We start from the raw sequence: 18134 nt of genomic DNA, 5'->3' as shown, positions 1-18134 counted from the left end.
ATCGGGGGTCGGGGTCGGGCTGTCAGGACCATCCGCTACCCCATCTCCGGCGCACGCCGTCGACCGGCCGCCGTCACGTCGCCCGCTGACGGCCGGATCGCGGTGTGGCCGGTCAGAACCACAGGTGAGGCCGTCAGTCGTCGCCACCCCAGCGGCGGACGGGGACTGTCGTCGATCGGGCGGGCAGTTGCATGATGTGGCCGGACAGCACCCGCGTCGGGTCCCGCCCGAGCCCGGTCGGGCCCCGGCGCGCCCATCCGAGACGGAGAAGAGCACGTGCCCAGCCAGAAGGCCCTCGTCCGCCGCCCCAGCTCCCGCCTCGCCGAAGGGCTCGTCACCCATGTCGAGCGCCAACCGGTCGACGCCGGGCTCGCGGTCGAGCAGTGGGAGGCGTACACCGAGGCCCTGCGGACGCACGGCTGGGAGACCCTCGAGGTGGAGCCCGCCGACGACTGTCCCGACTCGGTCTTCGTCGAGGACGCTGTGGTCGTCTTCCGCAACGTCGCACTGATCACCCGCCCGGGCGCCGAGTCGCGCCGGGCGGAGACGGCCGGTGTGGAGGAGGCGGTGGCGCGGCTCGGCTGCTCGGTGAACTGGGTGTGGGAGCCGGGCACTCTGGAAGGCGGTGACATCCTCAAGATCGGCGAAACCGTGTACGTGGGACGCGGCGGGCGTACCAACGCGGCCGGAGTGCAGCAGTTGCGGTCGGTCTTCGAGCCGCTCGGAGCGCGCGTGGTAGCCGTACCCGTGAGCAAGGTGCTCCATCTCAAGTCGGCGGTGACGGCGCTGCCCGACGGCACGGTCATCGGTCACGAGCCGCTCGTGGACAACCCCTCGCTGTTTCCGCGATTCCTGCCGGTCCCGGAGGAGTCGGGGGCGCATGTGGTGCTCCTCGGCGGCGGGAAGCTGCTGATGGCCGCGAGCGCACCGAAGACCGCGGAGCTGTTCGCGGATCTGGGATACGAACCGGTCCTGGTCGACATCAGCGAGTTCGAGAAGCTCGAGGGCTGTGTGACATGTCTCTCGGTACGGCTTCGTGAGCTGTACCGCTGAGGAGCTGAGGGACTCGTGAGGCCTGTGCTCGCTACCTACGGCCAAAGTCGGGGCACCCAAATGGCCTGTTCGGTACCCCCGGTGGCGGACCCTCTTTACGGAGCGCTTAACCTACGGATACGTAACCTACGGTTTCGTAGCCTACGAAGCCGTAGGTAGCGTCCCCGCAAGCACTCCCGTCCCCTGGAGACCTCGTGACGATCACCACTCCGCATCTCGGCAGCCCGGACACCTGGACCGACGCCCGGTTGCTGTACGCCCTGGAGGAAGTGGTGGAGAAGGAACTCAACCGCCATCTGCATGTGGCCAAGGACTGGATGCCGCACGAGTACGTGCCCTGGTCGGACGGCCGGAACTTCCCCGGCTTCTTCGAGGACGGACAGGCCTGGGAGAAGGACCAGTCGAAGGTCACCGAAATCGGCCGCATCGCCCTGGTCGTCAACCTCCTGACCGAGGACAACCTGCCCAGCTACCACCACGAGATCGCTTCGCTCTTCGGCCGGGACGGCGCCTGGGGGACCTGGGTGCACCGCTGGACCGCCGAGGAGGGCCGGCACGGCATCGTGATGCGCGACTATCTGCTCACCTCGCGCGCCGTCGACCCCGACAAGCTCGAGCAGTTCCGCATGGCGCACATGAGCGAGGGCTTCGAGTCCGACAACCGTCACTCGATGCTGCACTCCGTCGCGTACGTCGCCTTCCAGGAGCTGGCCACGCGTATCTCGCACCGCAACACCGGCCACCAGTCCGGCGACCCGGTCTGCGACCGGATGCTGGCGCGCATCGCCACCGACGAGAACCTGCACATGGTCTTCTACCGCAACCTGCTGAAGGCCGCCTTCGAGCTCGCCCCGGACCTGACGATGGAGGCGGTGCGGGACGTCGTGGTCAACTTCCGTATGCCCGGCCACGGCATGCCCGGCTTCGAGCGCGCCGCCGCGCAGATGGCGATCGGTGAGGTGTACAACCTCCGCATCCACCACGACGACGTACTGCAGCCCGTGCTGCGCTTCCTGAAGTTCATGGAGATCGACGGCCTCGGCCCCGAGGGCGCCCGCGCCCAGGAGGAGCTCGGTCTGTACATGGACGGGCTGGACAGCGAGGCCCGGAAGTTCGACGAGAAGCTCGCGGCCCGCAAGGCCCGGATGGCGGCACGCGCCGCTGGCTGACGCCGTCGGGCGGCCCCGCCGGTGAGCATGGCGGCAGTGCGGATGACCCGGCCGACGCGGTGTCGGGCCGGGTCGTTCGACTCGCCTTCAGTCGCCTCTGATGCGGCGCAGACGCTGCCGCTCCTTCTCGGAGAGGCCGCCCCAGACACCGAACCGTTCGTCGTTGTCGAGCGCGTACTCAAGACAGACGGCGCGGGTCTCGCACAGACGGCAGATGCGTTTCGCCTCGCGTACGGAACTCCCGGGTTCGGGAAAGAAGAAGTCGCCCCCGGTCTGCGCGCACAGCGCCTGCTCCTGCCAGGCGAGGTCCTGTTGGCTGATGTCGATGTACATGCCGGCGATCGTGCCGGGCACGGCAAAACAAGCGATCAACGATTCATCAACGCGCCTCGGTCCCGGGCAGTGGCATAGGGTCCCCGGCAGTGACACAGGTCCGTGAGGCGCGGGGCCCGGCGATTGTGATCCTGGCTCAGCCCAGGGTGCCCCGCACGACGGCGCGCCGGGCCGCTTCTGCGACACGTCCGCCGCAACCCACCTCCCTGGCCCTCGCTCAGCCTTCCGGTGCCCGCTCAGCCCTGCGCATGCGTGCTCTTGATCACGGCGAAGCGCGCGCCGTACGGATCCGTGAGTTTGGCGAGGCGGCCCACGGTCTCCATGTCCGTCGGCTCCCACTGACAGCCGCCGCCCCCATGTGCCGGTCGGTCTTACGAGGATGCGTCATCCCGTCGGGCCCGGCTCGGCTGCACGCGCTTCGGCTCGCCCGGCACCTTGGGGTGGTCCGGCGGGTACGGCATGTCGCCGAGGCCTTGTTCGCGCTCCATGCGGTCGGCGAGTTCCAGCAGTCCGTCGAGGCGGTACGCGTGGTCGTCCATGTCCGCGTGCACATCCCCGACTTCGGCGAAGCGCCCCGGCATCGTGGCCAGGTCGAAGTCCTGCGGCACGGCGTCGTCGATCTCGTCCCAGCGCAGGGGTGCGGAGACGGGCGCGTTCGGGCGGGGGCGGACCGAGTACGCGCTCGCGATGGTCCGGTCGCGCGCGGTCTGGTTGTAGTCGAGGAAGATGCGTTCGCCGCGTTCCTCCTTCCACCAGGCCGTCGTCACCCGGCCGGGCATGCGCCGCTCGAGCTCGCGGCCGCAGGCGATGGCGGCGCGGCGCACCTCGGTGAACGTCCAGCGCGGCTCGATCGGCACGAACACGTGCAGTCCCCGTCCGCCGGAGGTCTTCGGCCAGCCGCGCAGACCGAACTCGTCGAGGACGGCGCGTAGTTCGTGGGCGGCGCGGACGGCGTCGGCGTAGTCGGTGCCGGGCTGCGGGTCGAGGTCGAGGCGGAGCTCGTCGGGACGGTCGGTGTCGTCGCGCCGCACCGGCCACGGGTGGAAGGTGATGGTGCCGAGCTGGGCCGCCCACACGACGGCGGCGGGTTCCGTCGGGCAGATCTCGTCGGCGTACCGTCCACTGGGGAAGGCGATACGGCTGGTGGGGATCCAGTCGGGGAGGTTCTTGGGAGCGCGTTTCTGGAAGAAGGACTCGCCGGTCACGCCGTCGGGATAGCGCTCCAGGGTGGTGGGGCGGTCGCGCAGCGCGCGCAGGATGCCGTCGGCGACGGCGATGTAGTACCGCGCCAGGTCCAGCTTGGTGAAGCCGCGCTCAGGGAAGTAGATCTTGCCCGGGCTGGACAGGCGCAGCGTCCGCTGCCCCACCTCGAGCTCCACCGCATCACCCATGGGAGCCACGGTAGGCCTCCGGGGCATGCCCCGCATACGCATCCGCCCTGGAAGGACACACCTCTATTCAGCGCGGACCGAAGAAAACCGGGCGCAACGGCCCCGCACGCCGCAGAATCGAACCATGGACCTGCCGGTGAAGCGCCCCGTCCTTCCGATGCTCGCCAAGTCCGTGGCGAAGATCCCTCCTGGCATGCACTACGAGGCGAAGTGGGACGGGTTCCGTGCGATCGTCTTCCGTGACGGGGACGAGATCGAGCTGGACAGCCGTACGGGCAAGCCGCTGACCCGCTACTTTCCCGAGCTGGTGGAGGCCATGCGGGACCGGCTGCCGCAGCGCTGCGTGATGGACGGCGAGATCGTGATCGCCCTGGGCGACCACCTGGACTTCGACGCGCTCACGGAGCGGATTCATCCCGCGCAGTCGCGTGTCCGGACGCTCGCGGAGCGGAATCCGGCGTCGTTCGTGGCCTTCGACCTGCTGGCGGTCGACGACGAGTCGCTGCTGGACACCGGGCTGGTCGAGCGCCGGGAACGCCTGGTGGGAGCGCTCTCCGGCGTCACGGCGCCCGTCCACCTCGCCCCGGCGACCACGGACATCGAGGTCGCAAAGCAGTGGTTCGAGGAATTCGAGGGCGCGGGCCTCGACGGGGTCATCGCCAAGCCCCTGGATCTGCGCTACCGCCCCGACGAACGCCTGATGTTCAAGATCAAGCACGAGCGGACGGCGGACTGCGTGGTCGCGGGATACCGCTTCCACAAGAGCGGCCCGGTGGTCGGTTCGCTGTTGCTCGGGCTCTACGACGACAAGGGCGCCCTCCAGCACGTCGGGGTCAGCGCCGCCTTCTCGATGAAGCGGCGCGCGGAGCTGGTCGAGGAGCTCCAGCCGCTGCGTATGGAGTCGCCGGAAGGCCATCCGTGGGCGGCCTGGACGGAGGAGGCCGCGCACGAGACGGCCCGGCTGCCGGGCGCCCCCAGCCGCTGGTCCGGCAAGAAGGACCTGTCGTGGGTGCCGCTGCGGCCGGAGCGGGTGTGCGAGGTCGCGTACGACCACATGGAGGCCGGGGCCCGCTTCCGGCACACGGCGCGGTTCCGCCGCTGGCGCCCGGACCGGACCCCCGAGAGCTGCACGTATGCGCAGTTGGAGGAGCCGGTCCGGTACGAGCTGTCGGAGATCCTGAAGCCCCGGAGCTGAGCGGGCCCGGCGAGCCGGCGCAGCAGCAGACCTCGAGCATGCTCCGGGCTCCCGGGCGCGGAGCGCCCGCACGGCTGCCCGGCGAAGCCAGGAATGTCAACAGCTTTCCTCTGGGTCACTCGTGGTGGTGATCGCCGGGTGAATGGCGGTCGTGTGTGCGGGTGTCGTACTACGGTCCGGGTTGTGAAGCTGGTGGTTCAGGTGAAGCTGCTGCCGACGCCCCTGCAGGCGTCGGCGCTGGAGGCGACCCTGCGTGCCTGCAACCGGGCCGCCACCCACGCCTCCGCCGTCGCCTTCGCCCACGACCTGAAGGACCGCAACGGCCTGCAGAAAGCGGTGTACGCGGACCTGAAGGCCACCTTCGGGCTGTCCGCGCAGCCGGCCGTGCGGGCGGTAAAGAAAGTCGTCGACGCCTACACGACCCTGAAGGCCAATCTACGCGCCGGGAATCTGGGCCCATCCACCTCCAAGCGGTACCGCAAGGCAATCAGCACCCCGATAGCCTTCCGCCCGGAAGCGGCCCAGCCGTTCGACGACCGCTGTCTGTCATGGCAGTACGACGCGCGGACCGTCTCCATCTGGACCGTGGACGGGCGGATGAAAGGGATCCGTTACACCGGCTCGCCCGACCACCTCAAGACCCTCCACCAGTACCGCAAGGGCGAGAGTGATCTCGTGTGCCGGGGCGGAAAGTGGTTCCTGATCGCCACCTGCGACATCCCGGATCCGCAAGTTTACGTGCCGGCCGACTGGATCGGGGTCGACAGGGGCATCGTCAACCTCGCCACCACCTCCGACGGCACCAACCACCAGGGACGGCGCCTGAACCGGTACCGGCGCTGGCAGGCGCGCAAACGCACCGAACTGCAAAAGAAGAACACCCGATCGGCCAGGAGGCGCCTGGCCAGCCGCTCACGCAAGGAGCAGCGTCATGCCACCCATGTGAACCACCGGATCAGCAAGGAGATCGTGTCCGTCGCACAACGCACCGGTCGCGGTATCGCCATCGAGCAACTCGATGGGATCCGTGAGCGGGTACGGCTACACCGCGACCAGCGGGCCACGCTCTCCTCATGGCCGTTCCACCAGCTCGGACGGCACCTCGCCTACAAGGCCCAAAGGGACGGGGTGCCCTTCCTCGAGGTGGATGCGGCCTACACCTCGCAGCGCTGCCCGCGCTGCGGACACACCGAGCGGGCCAACCGGCCCGACCGGGACAACTTCCGCTGTCGTCGGTGCGGCCTCGCTGGGCCTACCGACCACGTCGCCGGGGTCAACGTGCGCGACCGCGCACGCTCGGCGTGGGCATTCGTCACCATGCCCGTCCCGCCACCGGCCTAGCCGGAAAGCGGGAGATGCGACCCGTGACCGCCCTGTCGTAGGGGGCAGTCGGGAGCGCGACAAGGTGTGAACGACCGGGCACACAAGCTCGGCCGCTCACGGCCGAGAAGGTGACGGCGGCTCATGCCCGCTCTCCTCGGCCACCGGGTCGACCCCCAGCCGCGCCAGCAGTTCGTCGCGCAGCGCCGCGTACTCCGGGCTGCCGTGGCGGCGCGCCACGGCCGGCCCGACGGGAACGTCGGCGGCGATGCGGCCCTCGTCCAGGACGACGACCCGGTCGGCGAGGACGATGGCCTCGTCGACGTCGTGCGTGACGAGCAGTACGGCGGGTCGGTGCCGTTCGCACAGTCGCCTGAGCAGGGTGTGCATACGGATGCGGGTGAGCGCGTCGAGGGCGCCGAACGGCTCGTCCGCCAGGAGCAGTTCGGGTTCGCGGACCAGGGAGCGGGCGAGCGAGACGCGCTGCTGTTCGCCGCCGGAGAGCTCCACGGGCCAGGCCTTCTCGCGGCCTTGGAGGCCCACCTCGGCGAGTGCCGCGCGTCCGCGGTCGAGGGCGTCGGGGCCGGTCAGTCCCAGCACCACGTTGTCGAGGACGCGTTTCCACGGCAGCAGCCGGGCGTCCTGGAAGACGACGGAGACCTCGGCCGGGGCGATGATCTCGCCGGTGCCGGTGACCTCGTGGTCGAGCCCGCCCAGGGCACGCAGCAGCGTGGACTTGCCCGAGCCGCTACGGCCCAGCAGGGCGACGAACTCGCCTGCGGCAATGGAGAGTTCGAGGCCGTCGAGGACCTTTCGGTCACCGAAGGCGCGTACGAGACCGGCGATACGAACCACTCCCCCGGCCGTACCGGTGGTGAGCCCCACGCCCGAGCCCGAGCCGGTGTTCTTCGCGCCCGGGGCCGTGCCGGTGCTCAGCCCGCCAGTGTGCGCCGCCATGACAGGGCCCTCCTCTCCACGAGCCGGACGAGTCCGTCCGAGACCAGGCCGAGGAGGCCGTAGACGACGAGGCCGACGATGATGATGTCGGTCTGCCCGTAGGTGCGGGCGAGTTCCATCATGTAGCCGATGCCGCTGGTGGCGTTGACCTGCTCGACGACGACGAGCGCCAGCCAGGCGGCGGTGACCGCGAACCGCATGCCGAGCAGGAAGCCCGGCAGGGCGCCCGGGAGGACGACGTGGCGCAGGAACTGCGGGCGGCTGAGGCGCACCGTCTCGGCAAGTTCGGCGTAGCGGTTGTCGATGGTGCGCAGCCCGTTGTGGGTGTGGATGTAGATGGGCACGAACACTCCGAGAGCGATGGTGATGACCTTCATCGACTCGCCGATGCCGAACCAGAGGATCAGCAGCGGGATGAGGGCGAGCGACGGGATGGCCCTCTTGATCTGCACGGGACCGTCGATGACGCCTTCGCCGAGCCGGCTGAGCCCGGAGACGACGGCCAGGGCGAGCCCGGCGGCGACGCCGAACAGCAGCCCGAGCAGGGCGCGTTGCGCGGAGGTGGCGAGGTTCGACTGGAGGCGTCCGTCGGCGATGAGGTCCCCGGCCGTGGAGACCACGGTCCAGGGCGCGGAGAGGTTGCGCGGGTCGATGAGCCCGGACGCGGAGCCGGCCGTCCAGACGGCGAGCAGCAGCGCGGGGCCGAGCGCCCAGCCGTAGCGGATCGGCCGGCCAGGGCCGAGACGGCGGCGGCGCGGACCACCGGGAGCGGCGGCGGTGGACGCGGCCTCCGCGGCCGTCACGGGGGTCTTCGTCAGAGTGGGTGCGTGAGCGCTCATGAGCCGTCCTCCGCATCGGACTTGATGGCGTCGGCCGCGACGGACTCGTAGCGCCGGTCGAAGAGCGTCTCCGCGTCGAAGGTCTCCTTGCCGGTCTCCTTCGCGAGCAGGTCGATGGTCCCCTGCTGGCGCTCGATGGCCGAGGTCCAGTCGGCGGGGATGTCGGGGTGCCCGTTCTGCTTGACGAGATACTCGCCGTCCTCGCGCGTCAGTCCCTGGTCCTTGACGTAGTAGCCCTCGATCCACTCGTCCGGGTGCTGGTCGATCCATACCTGTGCGCGCGCCCAGAACTTGACGAACTCCCGTATCGCGGCCGCCTTTTCGGGATCGCTCACTGCCTCCGTGGGCACCCACAGATGGCCGGGATCGTCGCGAAGTCCGTGCGGAATGGTCTTTGCGCCGTCCTTGCCGTACTTCGCGGGATAGCGCTTGATGTTGACGCTGCCGAGCGGGGCGGCATCGACCTGGCGGCTGCCGAGAGCGGTCGGATACACGTCGCCGGTGCTGGGCAGCTCGACGAGTTCCACGTCCTCCTTGGTCAGCCCGGCCTTGGCGAGGATGCGCAGGACGAGGGCGCCCTGGGCCTGCCCGGGGCTGTAGGCGATCTTCTTTCCGCGCAGGTCCTTCAGGGTGTCGATATCGGCACCGGGGGCGATGCCGAGTTCGTACGTAGGGTGGTCGATCGGGTCCTTGCGGAATTCGGCGGCCACCAGCTTCGTATCGAGACCCGTCCAGTGAGCGTGAATCGAAGGGATTTCCGCAGCTGAGCAGACGTCCAGTGAATGCGCCCTGAATGCCTCGGAGCACTGGGGTCCGCCACTGAGATTGGCCCATTTCGCCTTGAAGGGCAGCTTGTCTATCTCACCGGAGAGTTTCAGGGCGACATGGATTTCGGGCGACCCGATAGTGAGTGTCGTGTCGGGATCCACCTTTTCCGGAATCTTGACGTCGGCGACGTTTTTCGACTCGGCGGTGGATGCCGTTGTGCCGGCGCAGCCGGCCAGCAGCAGTGGAGCGATCAGGGCAGCGCTGAGCGCGACCCGTGTGCGTACGGACATGGGCGTGTTCCCCGGTTCTTCAGGACCTTCAAGGAGATCGGCAGGAGCCTCACGGAGGTCCGTACGAGCCTCGAAGTCTGTACGAGCCTCACGGAGTTCGGTACGGGCCTCACGGAGTTCTGCGGGAAGTTGCACGAAGGCATGGAAAGGAAGCGCTGGGAGCGCTGGGAAATGCGGATTATGGGCGTGGCCAAGAGCGTCCGCAGAGCAACGGACTGAGACCTACGAAGGTCAGCGACACAGGGCGCCGGAGACGCGCATCAGATCGACAGCGCGCCGCTGCGTGAAGCACTGAAATATCCACATGCCGCCGAAGTTATCCATGACCCAAGGAACGGTCAAGAGCCCTTCCTGCTTTACGCCATGCCGCAATACCGCCTTTGTACTTCTGCCATGCGGGCGTTACACCCGGCCGACCGGCATCGGGGTATGTCCACCCAAAGGGGGTATGTCCATCGGCAGAAGAACCGAGGACGCGGACACGGGGGCCGGTGTGGACAGTGGAGCGCTGACGCGAATACGTCGCTGGACGGCAACGGTGGCGGTACTGACCACGCTGGCCGTGGGCTGCACGACAGGTGGCGGTCCGGACGAGGGCTCGCGTCCCGGTGAGCGGACGCCGGCGCCCGAGAGTTCCGAGCCCGGCGGCGATGGCGATGGCGATCGCGATGGCCCCGTCCTGGCAGTGAAGATCGACAACGTGCGTCAGGCGCGTCCGCAGACCGGCCTTGACGCGGCCGACGTCGTGTACGTCGAGCAGGTGGAGGGCGGGCTGAGCAGGCTGATGGCCGTGTACGCGACGCGGCTTCCGTCCGTCGTGGGGCCGGTGCGCAGTGCACGCGAGACGGACTTGGAGTTGCTGCGGCAGTTCGACCGTCCGACGCTCGCCTACTCGGGCGCGCAGTCGAAGCTGCAACCGCTGATCGATGCGGCGCCACTGAGCGCCATGGCTCCCGGCAAGGCCCCGTCGGGCGCCTACTTCCGGGGCGCGGACCGGGTCGCACCGTACAACCTCTATCTACGCCCGGCAGCGCTGAATCCGGCGCCGAAGCCGGGTGGGCTCGCGAGTACCGGGTTCGAGTTCGGTGCGGCGCCGGAGGGCGGCACGGTGACCAGGGAGCGGACGGTCCGCTTGCCTGCCGCCCGCTTCACCTTCACCTGGTCCGCGGACCAGAAGAAGTGGCTGGTTGCCATGGACGGAACCGCCGCCCGTACGGCCGAGGGGAAGCGGCTCGCCGCCTCCACCGTCGTCGTCCAGTACGTCGCCGTGCGGGACTCCCGGTTCCACGACCGCTGGGGCAATGTGTCCCCGTTCTCGGAGACGGTGGGCGAGGGGTCGGCGACCGTACTCCGTGACGGCCGTGCCTACGACACTCGCTGGGAGCGCTCTTCGGCCGAGGACGGGACGGAGTTCACCACGACGGAGGGAAAGCGGATGTCGTTCGCTCCCGGCCAGGTGTGGGTCGTATTCGTGAAGGCGTGAGCGCTCGCGTCCCCACAGCCGGACCTGCGCCCGCACCGGCCTCGAGCGGCACCCCTCAGGACTGCGCCACCAGCGGCTCCCCGGGATTTCGCAGCCCCTCCGCGGAGTCGGCGACGCGCCGGATCAGGTCGAAGAACACGGTCTGCTCATCGGCGGAGAGCGGGGCGAGGAACACCTGGTTCATACGGGCCGTGCGCAGGATCAGTTTGCGGTGCGTCCGCACACCGTCGTCGGTCAGCCGCAGCAGATAGCGGCGGCCGTCCTGCGGGTCGCGCACCTTGTCGAGCAGGCCGCGGCGGATGAGCCGGCTGATGACCTCAGCGATGGTGGAGCGGTCCAGGCCCACGCGCGTGCCCACGGTGCGCTGGTCGAGCCCCGGCTCGGCGACGAGCGCGTTCAGGACGGCGAACTGCGGCGAGGTGATCTCCTCGGAGACCATCGAGTTCCACAGCAGGTAGTGGGCCTGCTGCAGCCGTCGGGCCAGGTGCCCGGGATGGGTGGTCAGGTCCACCGCGGCAGCCATATGCGTTCCTCCACCAGGTCTGTCCGTCGTCCGATTCCGTTCGTGCACTGAACAATACTCAACCCCAGCCCATCCCCTGTCGAGCTACTGAAGGCCCTTCTCCTGGGGCCTTGACGGTTCAACGATCGGATGGCAGCTTGTGTGAAACCTCGCGGAAATAGTCAGTGCCCTGATTAATTATGCCGTGCCAGGGCACTGAGCGCTCGAAGAGATGAGGCTTCACGGATGGACAAGGTGGTCGCCACAGCCGCTGCGGCCGTGGCCGACGTGCCCGACGGCGCGACACTCGCCGTCGGCGGGTTCGGCCTGAGCGGCGTGCCCAACGTACTGATCAAGGCGCTGTACGACCTCGGGGTCTCGGGCCTCGGCGTGGTGTCCAACAACTGCGGCGCGATGGACTCGGGCCTTGCGATCCTGCTGGCCGCGGGCCGCATCTCCCGGGTGACAGGCTCCTACATCGGCGCCAACAAGGAGTTCGCCCGCCAGTACCTGGGCGGCGAGCTCGAGGTCGAGATGATCCCGCAGGGCACGCTCGCGGAGCGGCTGCGGGCCGGCGGCTGCGGCATCCCCGCCTTCTACACCCCGGCGGGCGTGGGCACGCAGGTCGCGGACGGCGGTCTGCCGTGGCGCTACGACGGCCAGGGCGGCGTCGCGCTGGCGTCGCCGCCGAAGGAAGTCCGCGAGTTCGACGGCGTGGAGTACGTCCTCGAGCACGGCATCCGTACTGACTTCGCCCTGGTGCGGGCGGCCAAGGGTGACCGGCACGGGAACCTGGTCTTCAACAAGTCCACCCGCAACTTCAACCCGCTCGCGGCCATGGCGGGCAAGGTCACCATCGCCGAGGTGGAGGAGCTGGTCGAGCCGGGCGAGATCGACCCGGACGAGGTGCATCTGCCGGGCATCTTCGTGCAGCGCGTGATCGCTCTCACGCCCGAGCAGGCCGCCGACAAGGGCATCGAACGGCGCACGGTTTCCGCGCCTGCGGCACGAGAGACGGTGAGCGAGTAATGGCCTGGACGCGCGAGGAGATGGCCGCGCGTGCGGCGCGCGAGCTCGAGGACGGCCAGTACGTCAACCTCGGCATCGGACTGCCGACGCTGATCCCGAACTACCTCCCGGAGGGCGTGGAGGTGGTCCTGGAGTCAGAGAACGGCATCCTGGGCGTCGGCCCGTACCCGACCGAGGACGAGGTCGACCCGGATCTGATCAACGCCGGCAAGGAGACCGTCACGGTCCTGCCCGGCGCCTCCTACTTCGACTCCTCGCTGTCGTTCGGCATGATCCGCGGCGGGCACATCGACGTCGCGGTACTCGGCGCCATGCAGGTCTCCGCGGGCGGCGACCTCGCCAACTGGGCCATCCCCGGCAAGATGATCACGGGGATCGGCGGGGCGATGGACCTGGTGCACGGCGCCCGCAAGGTCATCGTCGTCATGACCCACACCGCCAAGGACGGTTCCCCGAAGATCGTCGAGGAGTGCGACCTGCCGCTCACCGGCAAGGCGTGCGTGGGCCGCATCATCACCGACCTCGGGGTACTGGACGTGACCGGCGAGGGTCTCGTGCTCGTTGAGAGCGCTCCCGGGGTGTCGGCCGAGGAGATCGCCGCCAAGACCGCGGCCAAGGTCCGCATCGCCGAAGAGCTCACCGAAGGGACCGAGTGATGAGCCTGCGGGACGTCTACATCGTCGACGCCGTCCGTACGCCGGTCGGCAAGTACAACGGGGGCCTGGCGAGCGTCCGCCCGGACGACCTGGCCGCCCACGCCATCCGTGAACTCCTCGCCCGTACGCCCGAGTTGGACCCCGCCCGTATCGGGGACGTGTTCTTCGGCAACGCCAACGGCGCCGGCGAGGAGAACCGCAACGTGGCCCGCATGGCCGGACTGCTCGCGGGGCTGCCCACCTCGGTTCCGGGCGTGACCGTGAACCGGCTGTGCGCCTCCGGCCTCGAGGCCGTCATCCAAGCCGCACGGGCCATCGCGCTCGGCGACGCCTCCATCGCCCTGGCCGGCGGCGTCGAGTCGATGACCCGTGCCCCCTACGTCCTGCCCAAGAGCGACAAGCCCTTCCCGGCCGGGCACACCGAGCTGTACTCGACCACGCTGGGCTGGCGCATGGTCAACCCGAAGATGGACCCGCAGTGGACCATCCCGCTGGGCGAGTCGGCCGAGCTCATCGCCGAGAAGCACAAGATCAGCCGGGAACAGCAGGACGAGTTCGCCCTCGCGTCGCACCAGAAGGCCGCTGCCGCGCAGGCCGCGGGCCTGTTCGACGGCGAGATCGCTTCCGTGTCGATCCCGCAGCGCAAGGGCGAGCCGGTCGTCTTCGGCCGCGACGAGTGCGTGCGCCCCGAAGCGTCACTCGCGGCCATGGCCAAGCTGAAGCCGTCCTTCCGTAAGGAGAACGGCACGGTGACCGCGGGCAACGCCTCCCCCCTCAACGACGGTGCGGCCGCCCTTCTGCTGGTCGACGAGGAGGGCCTGAAGGCCACCGGCCGTGAGCCGCTGGCCCGGGTGAGCGCGAGCGGCGTCTCCGCGATCGACCCGCACTACTTCGGTCTCGCTCCCGTCGAGGCGGTCAACAGGGCCCTCGCGAAGGCGGGCAAGACCTTCGGCGACCTGACCACGCTCGAGCTGAACGAGGCGTTCGCCGCCCAGGTGCTGGGCTGTGTCGCCGAGTGGCCCGAGTTCGACCCGACGATCCTCAACCCGCGCGGCGGCGCCATCGCCATCGGCCACCCGCTGGGCGCCTCCGGTGCCCGCCTCGCCGGCACCGTCGCGCACCAGCTGGCCGCCGCGGGCAGCGGCACCGGCGTGGCCACCCTCTGCATCGGCGTCGGTCAGGGCCTCGCCCTCGTCCTCGAACGCTGACCCCCGTCCCCCGTACGGCAGGAAGCCCAGGAATCCCATGGCTCTCACTCAGTCGGACATCGACATCGAGGTCAACGACCTCCAGACCGCGTACGACAAGGCAGTGGCCGCCGGTGCTCCGGCGCAGAACCACCCGCCGCGCGACTACGCCCCCTACCGCAGCTCCCTGCTGCGCCACCCCAAGCAGCCGCTGGTCGCCGTGAACGGCGGCGACCCGGAGACGGTCGAGCTGTCGGGACCGGTGTTCGGACCGACCGACATCACCGACATCGACAACGACCTGACCATCCAGCACCAGGGCGAGCCGCTCGGCGAGCGCATCACGGTCTCGGGCCGGCTGCTCGACCGCAGCGGGCGTCCGGTGCGCGGCCAGCTCGTCGAGATCTGGCAGGCCAACGCCTCCGGCCGGTACGCGCATCTGCGCGACCAGCACCCGGCGCCGCTCGACCCGAACTTCACCGGTGTCGGCCGCACCCTCACGGACGACGAGGGCCGGTACTCGTTCACCACGATCAAGCCGGGCGCGTACCCGTGGCGCAACCACACCAACGCGTGGCGCCCCGCCCACATCCACTTCTCGCTGTTCGGCTCCGCGTTCACACAGCGCCTCGTGACGCAGATGTACTTCCCGAACGACCCGCTGTTCCGCTACGACCCGATCCTGCGGTCGGTGACGGACGAGTCGGCCCGCGACCGCCTGGTCGCGACGTACAACCACGACCTGTCGCAGCCCGAGTTCTCGCTCGGCTACGAATGGGACATCGTCCTGGACGGTCCCTCCGCCACCTGGATCGAGGAAGGCCGATAAGCACCATGAGCGAGACGACGAGCAACACGAGCGAGACGGCGCTGCTGCCCACCCCGTCCCACACCGTCGGCCCCTTCTACGGCTACGCGCTCCCGTTCCCCGAGGGCGAGCAGGTCGCGCCCAAGGGCCACCCCGACACGATCGCCCTGCACGGGTACGTGCTGGACGGTGAGGGCAATCCCGTGCCGGACGCGATACTCGAGTTCTGGCAGGCCGGTCCGGACGGTTCGCTGAACGGCGCGCCCGGCTCGCTGCGGCGCGACCCGGTGACCGGCGGGTTCCTGGGCCGCAACGGCATCGACTTCACCGGCTTCGGCCGGGTCGCCACGGACGCCGACGGGCACTACGCGCTGTACACGCTTCCGCCCGGCAACGCGGGCCTGCCGTACATCAGCGTGTGCGTGTTCGCGCGCGGTCTGCTGCACCACCTGTACACGCGGGCATACCTGACGGACGGCGCCGACCCGCTGCTGGACGCGTTGTCAGCGGATCGCCGGGCCACGCTGGTCGCTGCCGAGGAGCAGAACCGGACGTACCGTTTCGACATCCGCCTTCAGGGCGAAGGCGAAACGGTCTTCCTGGAGTTCCAGTGACATCCGTCGATCACGACGCCGGCCTGCTCGCCCCCGGGCGGGCAGGCTCCCCCGCTGAGAGCGCTACCAGCGACTCCGCCTTCCTCCAGGCGCTGCTCGACGCGGAGGCCGCACTCACCCGCGCCCAGGCGGCCACCGGTCTTGCCCCGGCTGATGCCGCCGACGCGGTGACCGCAGCGGCCGACGCCGCCCACTTCGACGCACGCGACATCGCGCTGCGCGCGCGGGGCGGCGGCAACCCGGTGATCCCGCTGGTCGGCGACCTCACCGCCGCCGTGCCCGCGGAGTACGCGCCGTATGTGCACCGGGGCGCGACGAGCCAGGACATCATGGACACCGCCATGATGCTGGTCGCCTCGCGGACGCTGGACGTGGTCCTGACCGACCTGGCCCGCACGGAGCAGGCCCTGACCCGGCTGGCCGCGGCCCACCGCGACACGGTGATGCCGGGCCGCACCCTCACCCAGCACGCGGTTCCGACGACGTTCGGCCTGAAGACGGCGGGCTGGCGCTCGCTGGTGCTGGACGCACGGGACCGGGTGCGGGCGGTGCGGGACGGACTGCCCGCCCAACTCGGCGGCGCTGCGGGCACCCTGGCCGCCTTCTCGGCGTTCGGTGCCGGCCTTCCCGACGTGGAAGCCCTGGTCACCGCCTACGCCAGCGAACTCCGCCTCGCCGAGCCGCAACTGCCCTGGCACACCCTCCGTACTCCCATCGCCGACCTCGCGTCCGCTCTCGCCTTCACAGCGAGCGCTCTCGGCAAGCCGGCGGCCGACGTCCTCACCCTCTCGCGTACGGAGATCGGCGAGCTCTCGGAAGGGACCGGCGGTGGCTCCTCCGCGATGCCGCACAAGGCGAACCCGGTTCGCTCCACGCTGATCGCGGCGGCCGCACGCCGCGCCCCGCACCTCGCCGCCACGCTGTACGGGTCGCTCGCCGCCGAGGACGAGCGCCCGGCGGGCGCCTGGCACGCCGAGTGGGAGCCGCTGCGCGACCTGCTCCGGCTGACCGGCGGTGCGGCGCGTGATGCCGCCGAGCTCGCCGAGGGCCTCCAGGTGCACTCGGAGGCGATGCGCGAACACCTGGACATGACCCACGGGTTGATCGTCTCGGAGCGGCTGGCCGCCGAGCTCACCCCGCATCTGGGCCGGGCCCGCGCGAAGGCGCTGCTCACCGATGCCGCCAAGCGCACCCGGAGCGAGGGCAGAGCGCTCTCAGACATCCTCGCCGAGGCACCGGATCTCGCCGGCCTGGATCTCACCGAACTCACCGACCCCACCCGCTACACCGGCTCCGCCGGAGTCCTCACCGACCGTGCCCTGGAGCGACGTTGAACACCAAGCCCACCGGCAAGCTGCTGCACCACCGCACCGAGGGTCCTGCCACCGCTCCCCCGCTGATCCTCGGCCCCTCGCTCGGCACCTCCACCGCCCTGTGGGACGCCGTCGCGCCCGAATTGGCCGTCACCCACCGGGTCGTACGCTGGGATCTGCCCGGCCACGGCGGATCCCCAGCCGACCTGATCGGCCCGGGCGCCACGGTCGACGAACTGGCGGAACTCGTCCTCTCCCTCGCCGACTCGCTCGGCATCGACCGCTTCGCGTACGCCGGGGTCTCGCTCGGCGGGGCCGTCGGCCTGCACCTGGCCGTGCACCACCCGGAGCGACTGACGAGCCTGGCCGTGATCTGCTCCTCCTCCCACTTCAACGGGCGGGCGCCCTGGGAGGAGCGTGCCGCGCTCGTACGCCGCGAGGGGCTGGGCGCGCTCGCGGACAACGCGCCGACCCGCTGGTTCACGCCCGGCTTCACGGTGCCCGGCCTGGTGGAGGACCACCGCAGCGCGGCCCCGGAGGCGTACGCGGCATGCTGTGACGCGCTGGCCGCCTTCGACATCCGGGACGAGCTGTCCTCGATCAGCGCCCCGACCCTGCTGATAGCGGGCCGTGAGGACCCGGCGACTCCGCCCGCCCATCTGAGGGAGATCGCCGACGCGGTGCCCGGCTCCATGCTCGTCGAGCTCCCCGGTGCCTCGCATCTCGCTCCCGCGGAGCGGCCCGAGGCCGTACTCACGGCGCTGCGCGCGCACTTCGACGGCGACGCCGAGCGGGGCGTGCGCGTCCGCCGCGAGGTGCTCGGCGACGTGCACGTGGACCGTGCCCAGTCGCGGACGACCGGCTTCACCGCCCGCTTCCAGGACTTCATCTCGCGCTACGCATGGGGCGAGATCTGGACGGACCCCACCCTGGCGCGCCGCGAGCGCAGCATGATCACCCTGACGGCGCTGGTCGCGCACGGCCACTACGACGAGCTGGCCATGCATGTGCGAGCGGCCCGGCGCAATGGTCTGACGCCCGAGGAGATCGGCGCGGTGCTGCTGCAGACCGCCGTGTACTGCGGTGTCCCGGCGGCCAACTCGGCGTTCGCGGTGGCCCAGCGGGTGCTGGCCGAGGAGGAGGCGGCGGAGTCCTGACGGACGTCCGGCCGGACGAGGGCATGGCCTGCGGGAGAACAATCATGGCGCGTGACGGACAGGGCCGTGC

19 protein-coding genes and 1 pseudogene are annotated in these 18134 nt (G+C 70.1%); 12 read left to right on the top strand and 8 right to left on the bottom strand.

What is annotated here, in order from left to right:
- Positions 1-276: 276 nt before the first annotated feature.
- Both ddaH and ACSMXV_RS35630 read left to right on the top strand, forming a co-directional pair.
- Positions 277-1053: a dimethylargininase gene (gene ddaH / locus ACSMXV_RS35635; RefSeq protein ID WP_473175228.1), complete on the top strand. Its 777-nt coding sequence runs from the start codon at positions 277-279 to the stop codon at positions 1051-1053.
- A gap of 194 nt (positions 1054-1247) precedes the next feature.
- Positions 1248-2222, top strand: coding sequence for an acyl-ACP desaturase (locus ACSMXV_RS35630; protein WP_473175227.1), 975 nt, complete (start codon positions 1248-1250; stop codon positions 2220-2222).
- A gap of 87 nt (positions 2223-2309) precedes the next feature.
- Here ACSMXV_RS35630 and ACSMXV_RS35625 read toward each other — a convergent pair whose 3' ends face one another.
- The 3 genes and pseudogenes from ACSMXV_RS35625 to ligD form a co-directional block, all read right to left on the bottom strand.
- A complete protein-coding gene (locus tag ACSMXV_RS35625) occupies positions 2310-2555 on the bottom strand; it encodes a WhiB family transcriptional regulator (RefSeq protein WP_473175226.1) in 246 nt (81 codons plus the stop codon).
- 236 nt (positions 2556-2791) lie between these two features.
- Positions 2792-2908 (bottom strand): annotated as a pseudogene (locus ACSMXV_RS35620) (VOC family protein); the annotation flags it as partial.
- An 18-nt stretch (positions 2909-2926) separates the two neighbouring features.
- Positions 2927-3946, bottom strand: coding sequence for a non-homologous end-joining DNA ligase (gene ligD, locus ACSMXV_RS35615; RefSeq protein ID WP_473175225.1), 1020 nt, complete (start codon positions 3944-3946; stop codon positions 2927-2929).
- 124 nt (positions 3947-4070) lie between these two features.
- Between ligD and ACSMXV_RS35610 the strand changes: the two genes are divergently transcribed.
- A complete protein-coding gene (locus tag ACSMXV_RS35610; protein WP_473175224.1) occupies positions 4071-5141 on the top strand; it encodes an ATP-dependent DNA ligase in 1071 nt (356 codons plus the stop codon).
- 183 nt (positions 5142-5324) lie between these two features.
- The gene (locus tag ACSMXV_RS35605) at positions 5325-6482 is read left to right on the top strand and encodes an RNA-guided endonuclease InsQ/TnpB family protein (protein ID WP_473175223.1); all 1158 of its coding nucleotides are present in this window, start codon (positions 5325-5327) and stop codon (positions 6480-6482) included.
- 96 nt (positions 6483-6578) lie between these two features.
- On the opposite strand, the gene ACSMXV_RS35600 is transcribed toward ACSMXV_RS35605, so the two are convergent.
- The 4 genes from ACSMXV_RS35600 to ACSMXV_RS35585 form a co-directional block, all read right to left on the bottom strand.
- Complete coding sequence (locus ACSMXV_RS35600; RefSeq protein WP_473175222.1) at positions 6579-7418, bottom strand: ABC transporter ATP-binding protein; 840 nt, start codon at positions 7416-7418, stop codon at positions 6579-6581.
- The gene (locus ACSMXV_RS35595; RefSeq protein WP_473175221.1) at positions 7394-8257 is read right to left on the bottom strand and encodes an ABC transporter permease; all 864 of its coding nucleotides are present in this window, start codon (positions 8255-8257) and stop codon (positions 7394-7396) included. The genes ACSMXV_RS35600 and ACSMXV_RS35595 overlap by 25 nt, the downstream gene beginning before the upstream one ends.
- Positions 8254-9315 (bottom strand): ABC transporter substrate-binding protein, encoded by a 1062-nt coding sequence (locus ACSMXV_RS35590; RefSeq protein WP_473175220.1) that lies wholly within the window; start codon positions 9313-9315, stop codon positions 8254-8256. Before ACSMXV_RS35590 ends, ACSMXV_RS35595 begins: the two co-directional genes overlap by 4 nt.
- Before the next feature lie 231 nt (positions 9316-9546).
- Positions 9547-9621 carry a putative leader peptide gene (locus ACSMXV_RS35585; RefSeq protein ID WP_473179175.1) on the bottom strand — a complete coding sequence of 25 codons (75 nt, stop codon included), beginning with the start codon at positions 9619-9621 and terminating at the stop codon, positions 9547-9549.
- A gap of 142 nt (positions 9622-9763) precedes the next feature.
- Between ACSMXV_RS35585 and ACSMXV_RS35580 the strand changes: the two genes are divergently transcribed.
- The gene (locus tag ACSMXV_RS35580; RefSeq protein WP_473175219.1) at positions 9764-10798 is read left to right on the top strand and encodes a DUF3048 domain-containing protein; all 1035 of its coding nucleotides are present in this window, start codon (positions 9764-9766) and stop codon (positions 10796-10798) included.
- A 55-nt stretch (positions 10799-10853) separates the two neighbouring features.
- Here the strand turns inward: ACSMXV_RS35580 and ACSMXV_RS35575 are convergent, their stop codons facing one another.
- Positions 10854-11321 carry a MarR family winged helix-turn-helix transcriptional regulator gene (locus ACSMXV_RS35575; protein WP_473175218.1) on the bottom strand — a complete coding sequence of 156 codons (468 nt, stop codon included), beginning with the start codon at positions 11319-11321 and terminating at the stop codon, positions 10854-10856.
- 225 nt (positions 11322-11546) lie between these two features.
- Here ACSMXV_RS35575 and ACSMXV_RS35570 point away from each other — a divergent pair, with 225 nt between their 5' ends.
- The 7 genes from ACSMXV_RS35570 to pcaDC are packed head-to-tail and all read left to right on the top strand — an operon-like array spanning position 11547 to position 18064.
- Complete coding sequence (locus ACSMXV_RS35570; RefSeq protein WP_181660287.1) at positions 11547-12329, top strand: CoA transferase subunit A; 783 nt, start codon at positions 11547-11549, stop codon at positions 12327-12329.
- A complete protein-coding gene (locus ACSMXV_RS35565) occupies positions 12329-12985 on the top strand; it encodes a CoA transferase subunit B (protein ID WP_473175217.1) in 657 nt (218 codons plus the stop codon). Before ACSMXV_RS35570 ends, ACSMXV_RS35565 begins: the two co-directional genes overlap by 1 nt.
- A 5-nt stretch (positions 12986-12990) precedes the next feature.
- Positions 12991-14193, top strand: coding sequence for a thiolase family protein (locus tag ACSMXV_RS35560; RefSeq protein ID WP_473179174.1), 1203 nt, complete (start codon positions 12991-12993; stop codon positions 14191-14193).
- A gap of 37 nt (positions 14194-14230) precedes the next feature.
- A complete protein-coding gene (gene pcaH, locus ACSMXV_RS35555; RefSeq protein ID WP_473175216.1) occupies positions 14231-15001 on the top strand; it encodes a protocatechuate 3,4-dioxygenase subunit beta in 771 nt (256 codons plus the stop codon).
- Between the two features lie 5 nt (positions 15002-15006).
- Positions 15007-15594 (top strand): protocatechuate 3,4-dioxygenase subunit alpha, encoded by a 588-nt coding sequence (gene pcaG / locus ACSMXV_RS35550; RefSeq protein ID WP_473175215.1) that lies wholly within the window; start codon positions 15007-15009, stop codon positions 15592-15594.
- Complete coding sequence (gene pcaB, locus ACSMXV_RS35545) at positions 15591-16928, top strand: 3-carboxy-cis,cis-muconate cycloisomerase (protein WP_473175214.1); 1338 nt, start codon at positions 15591-15593, stop codon at positions 16926-16928. The genes pcaG and pcaB overlap by 4 nt, the downstream gene beginning before the upstream one ends.
- Positions 16925-18064 (top strand): bifunctional 3-oxoadipate enol-lactonase/4-carboxymuconolactone decarboxylase PcaDC, encoded by a 1140-nt coding sequence (pcaDC, locus tag ACSMXV_RS35540; protein ID WP_473175213.1) that lies wholly within the window; start codon positions 16925-16927, stop codon positions 18062-18064. The genes pcaB and pcaDC overlap by 4 nt, the downstream gene beginning before the upstream one ends.
- Positions 18065-18134: the final 70 nt, after the last annotated feature.

The sequence above is a fragment of the Streptomyces sp. DSM 42067 genome (assembly GCF_055792885.1).
This window is presented reverse-complemented; position numbering and strand designations above follow the sequence as displayed.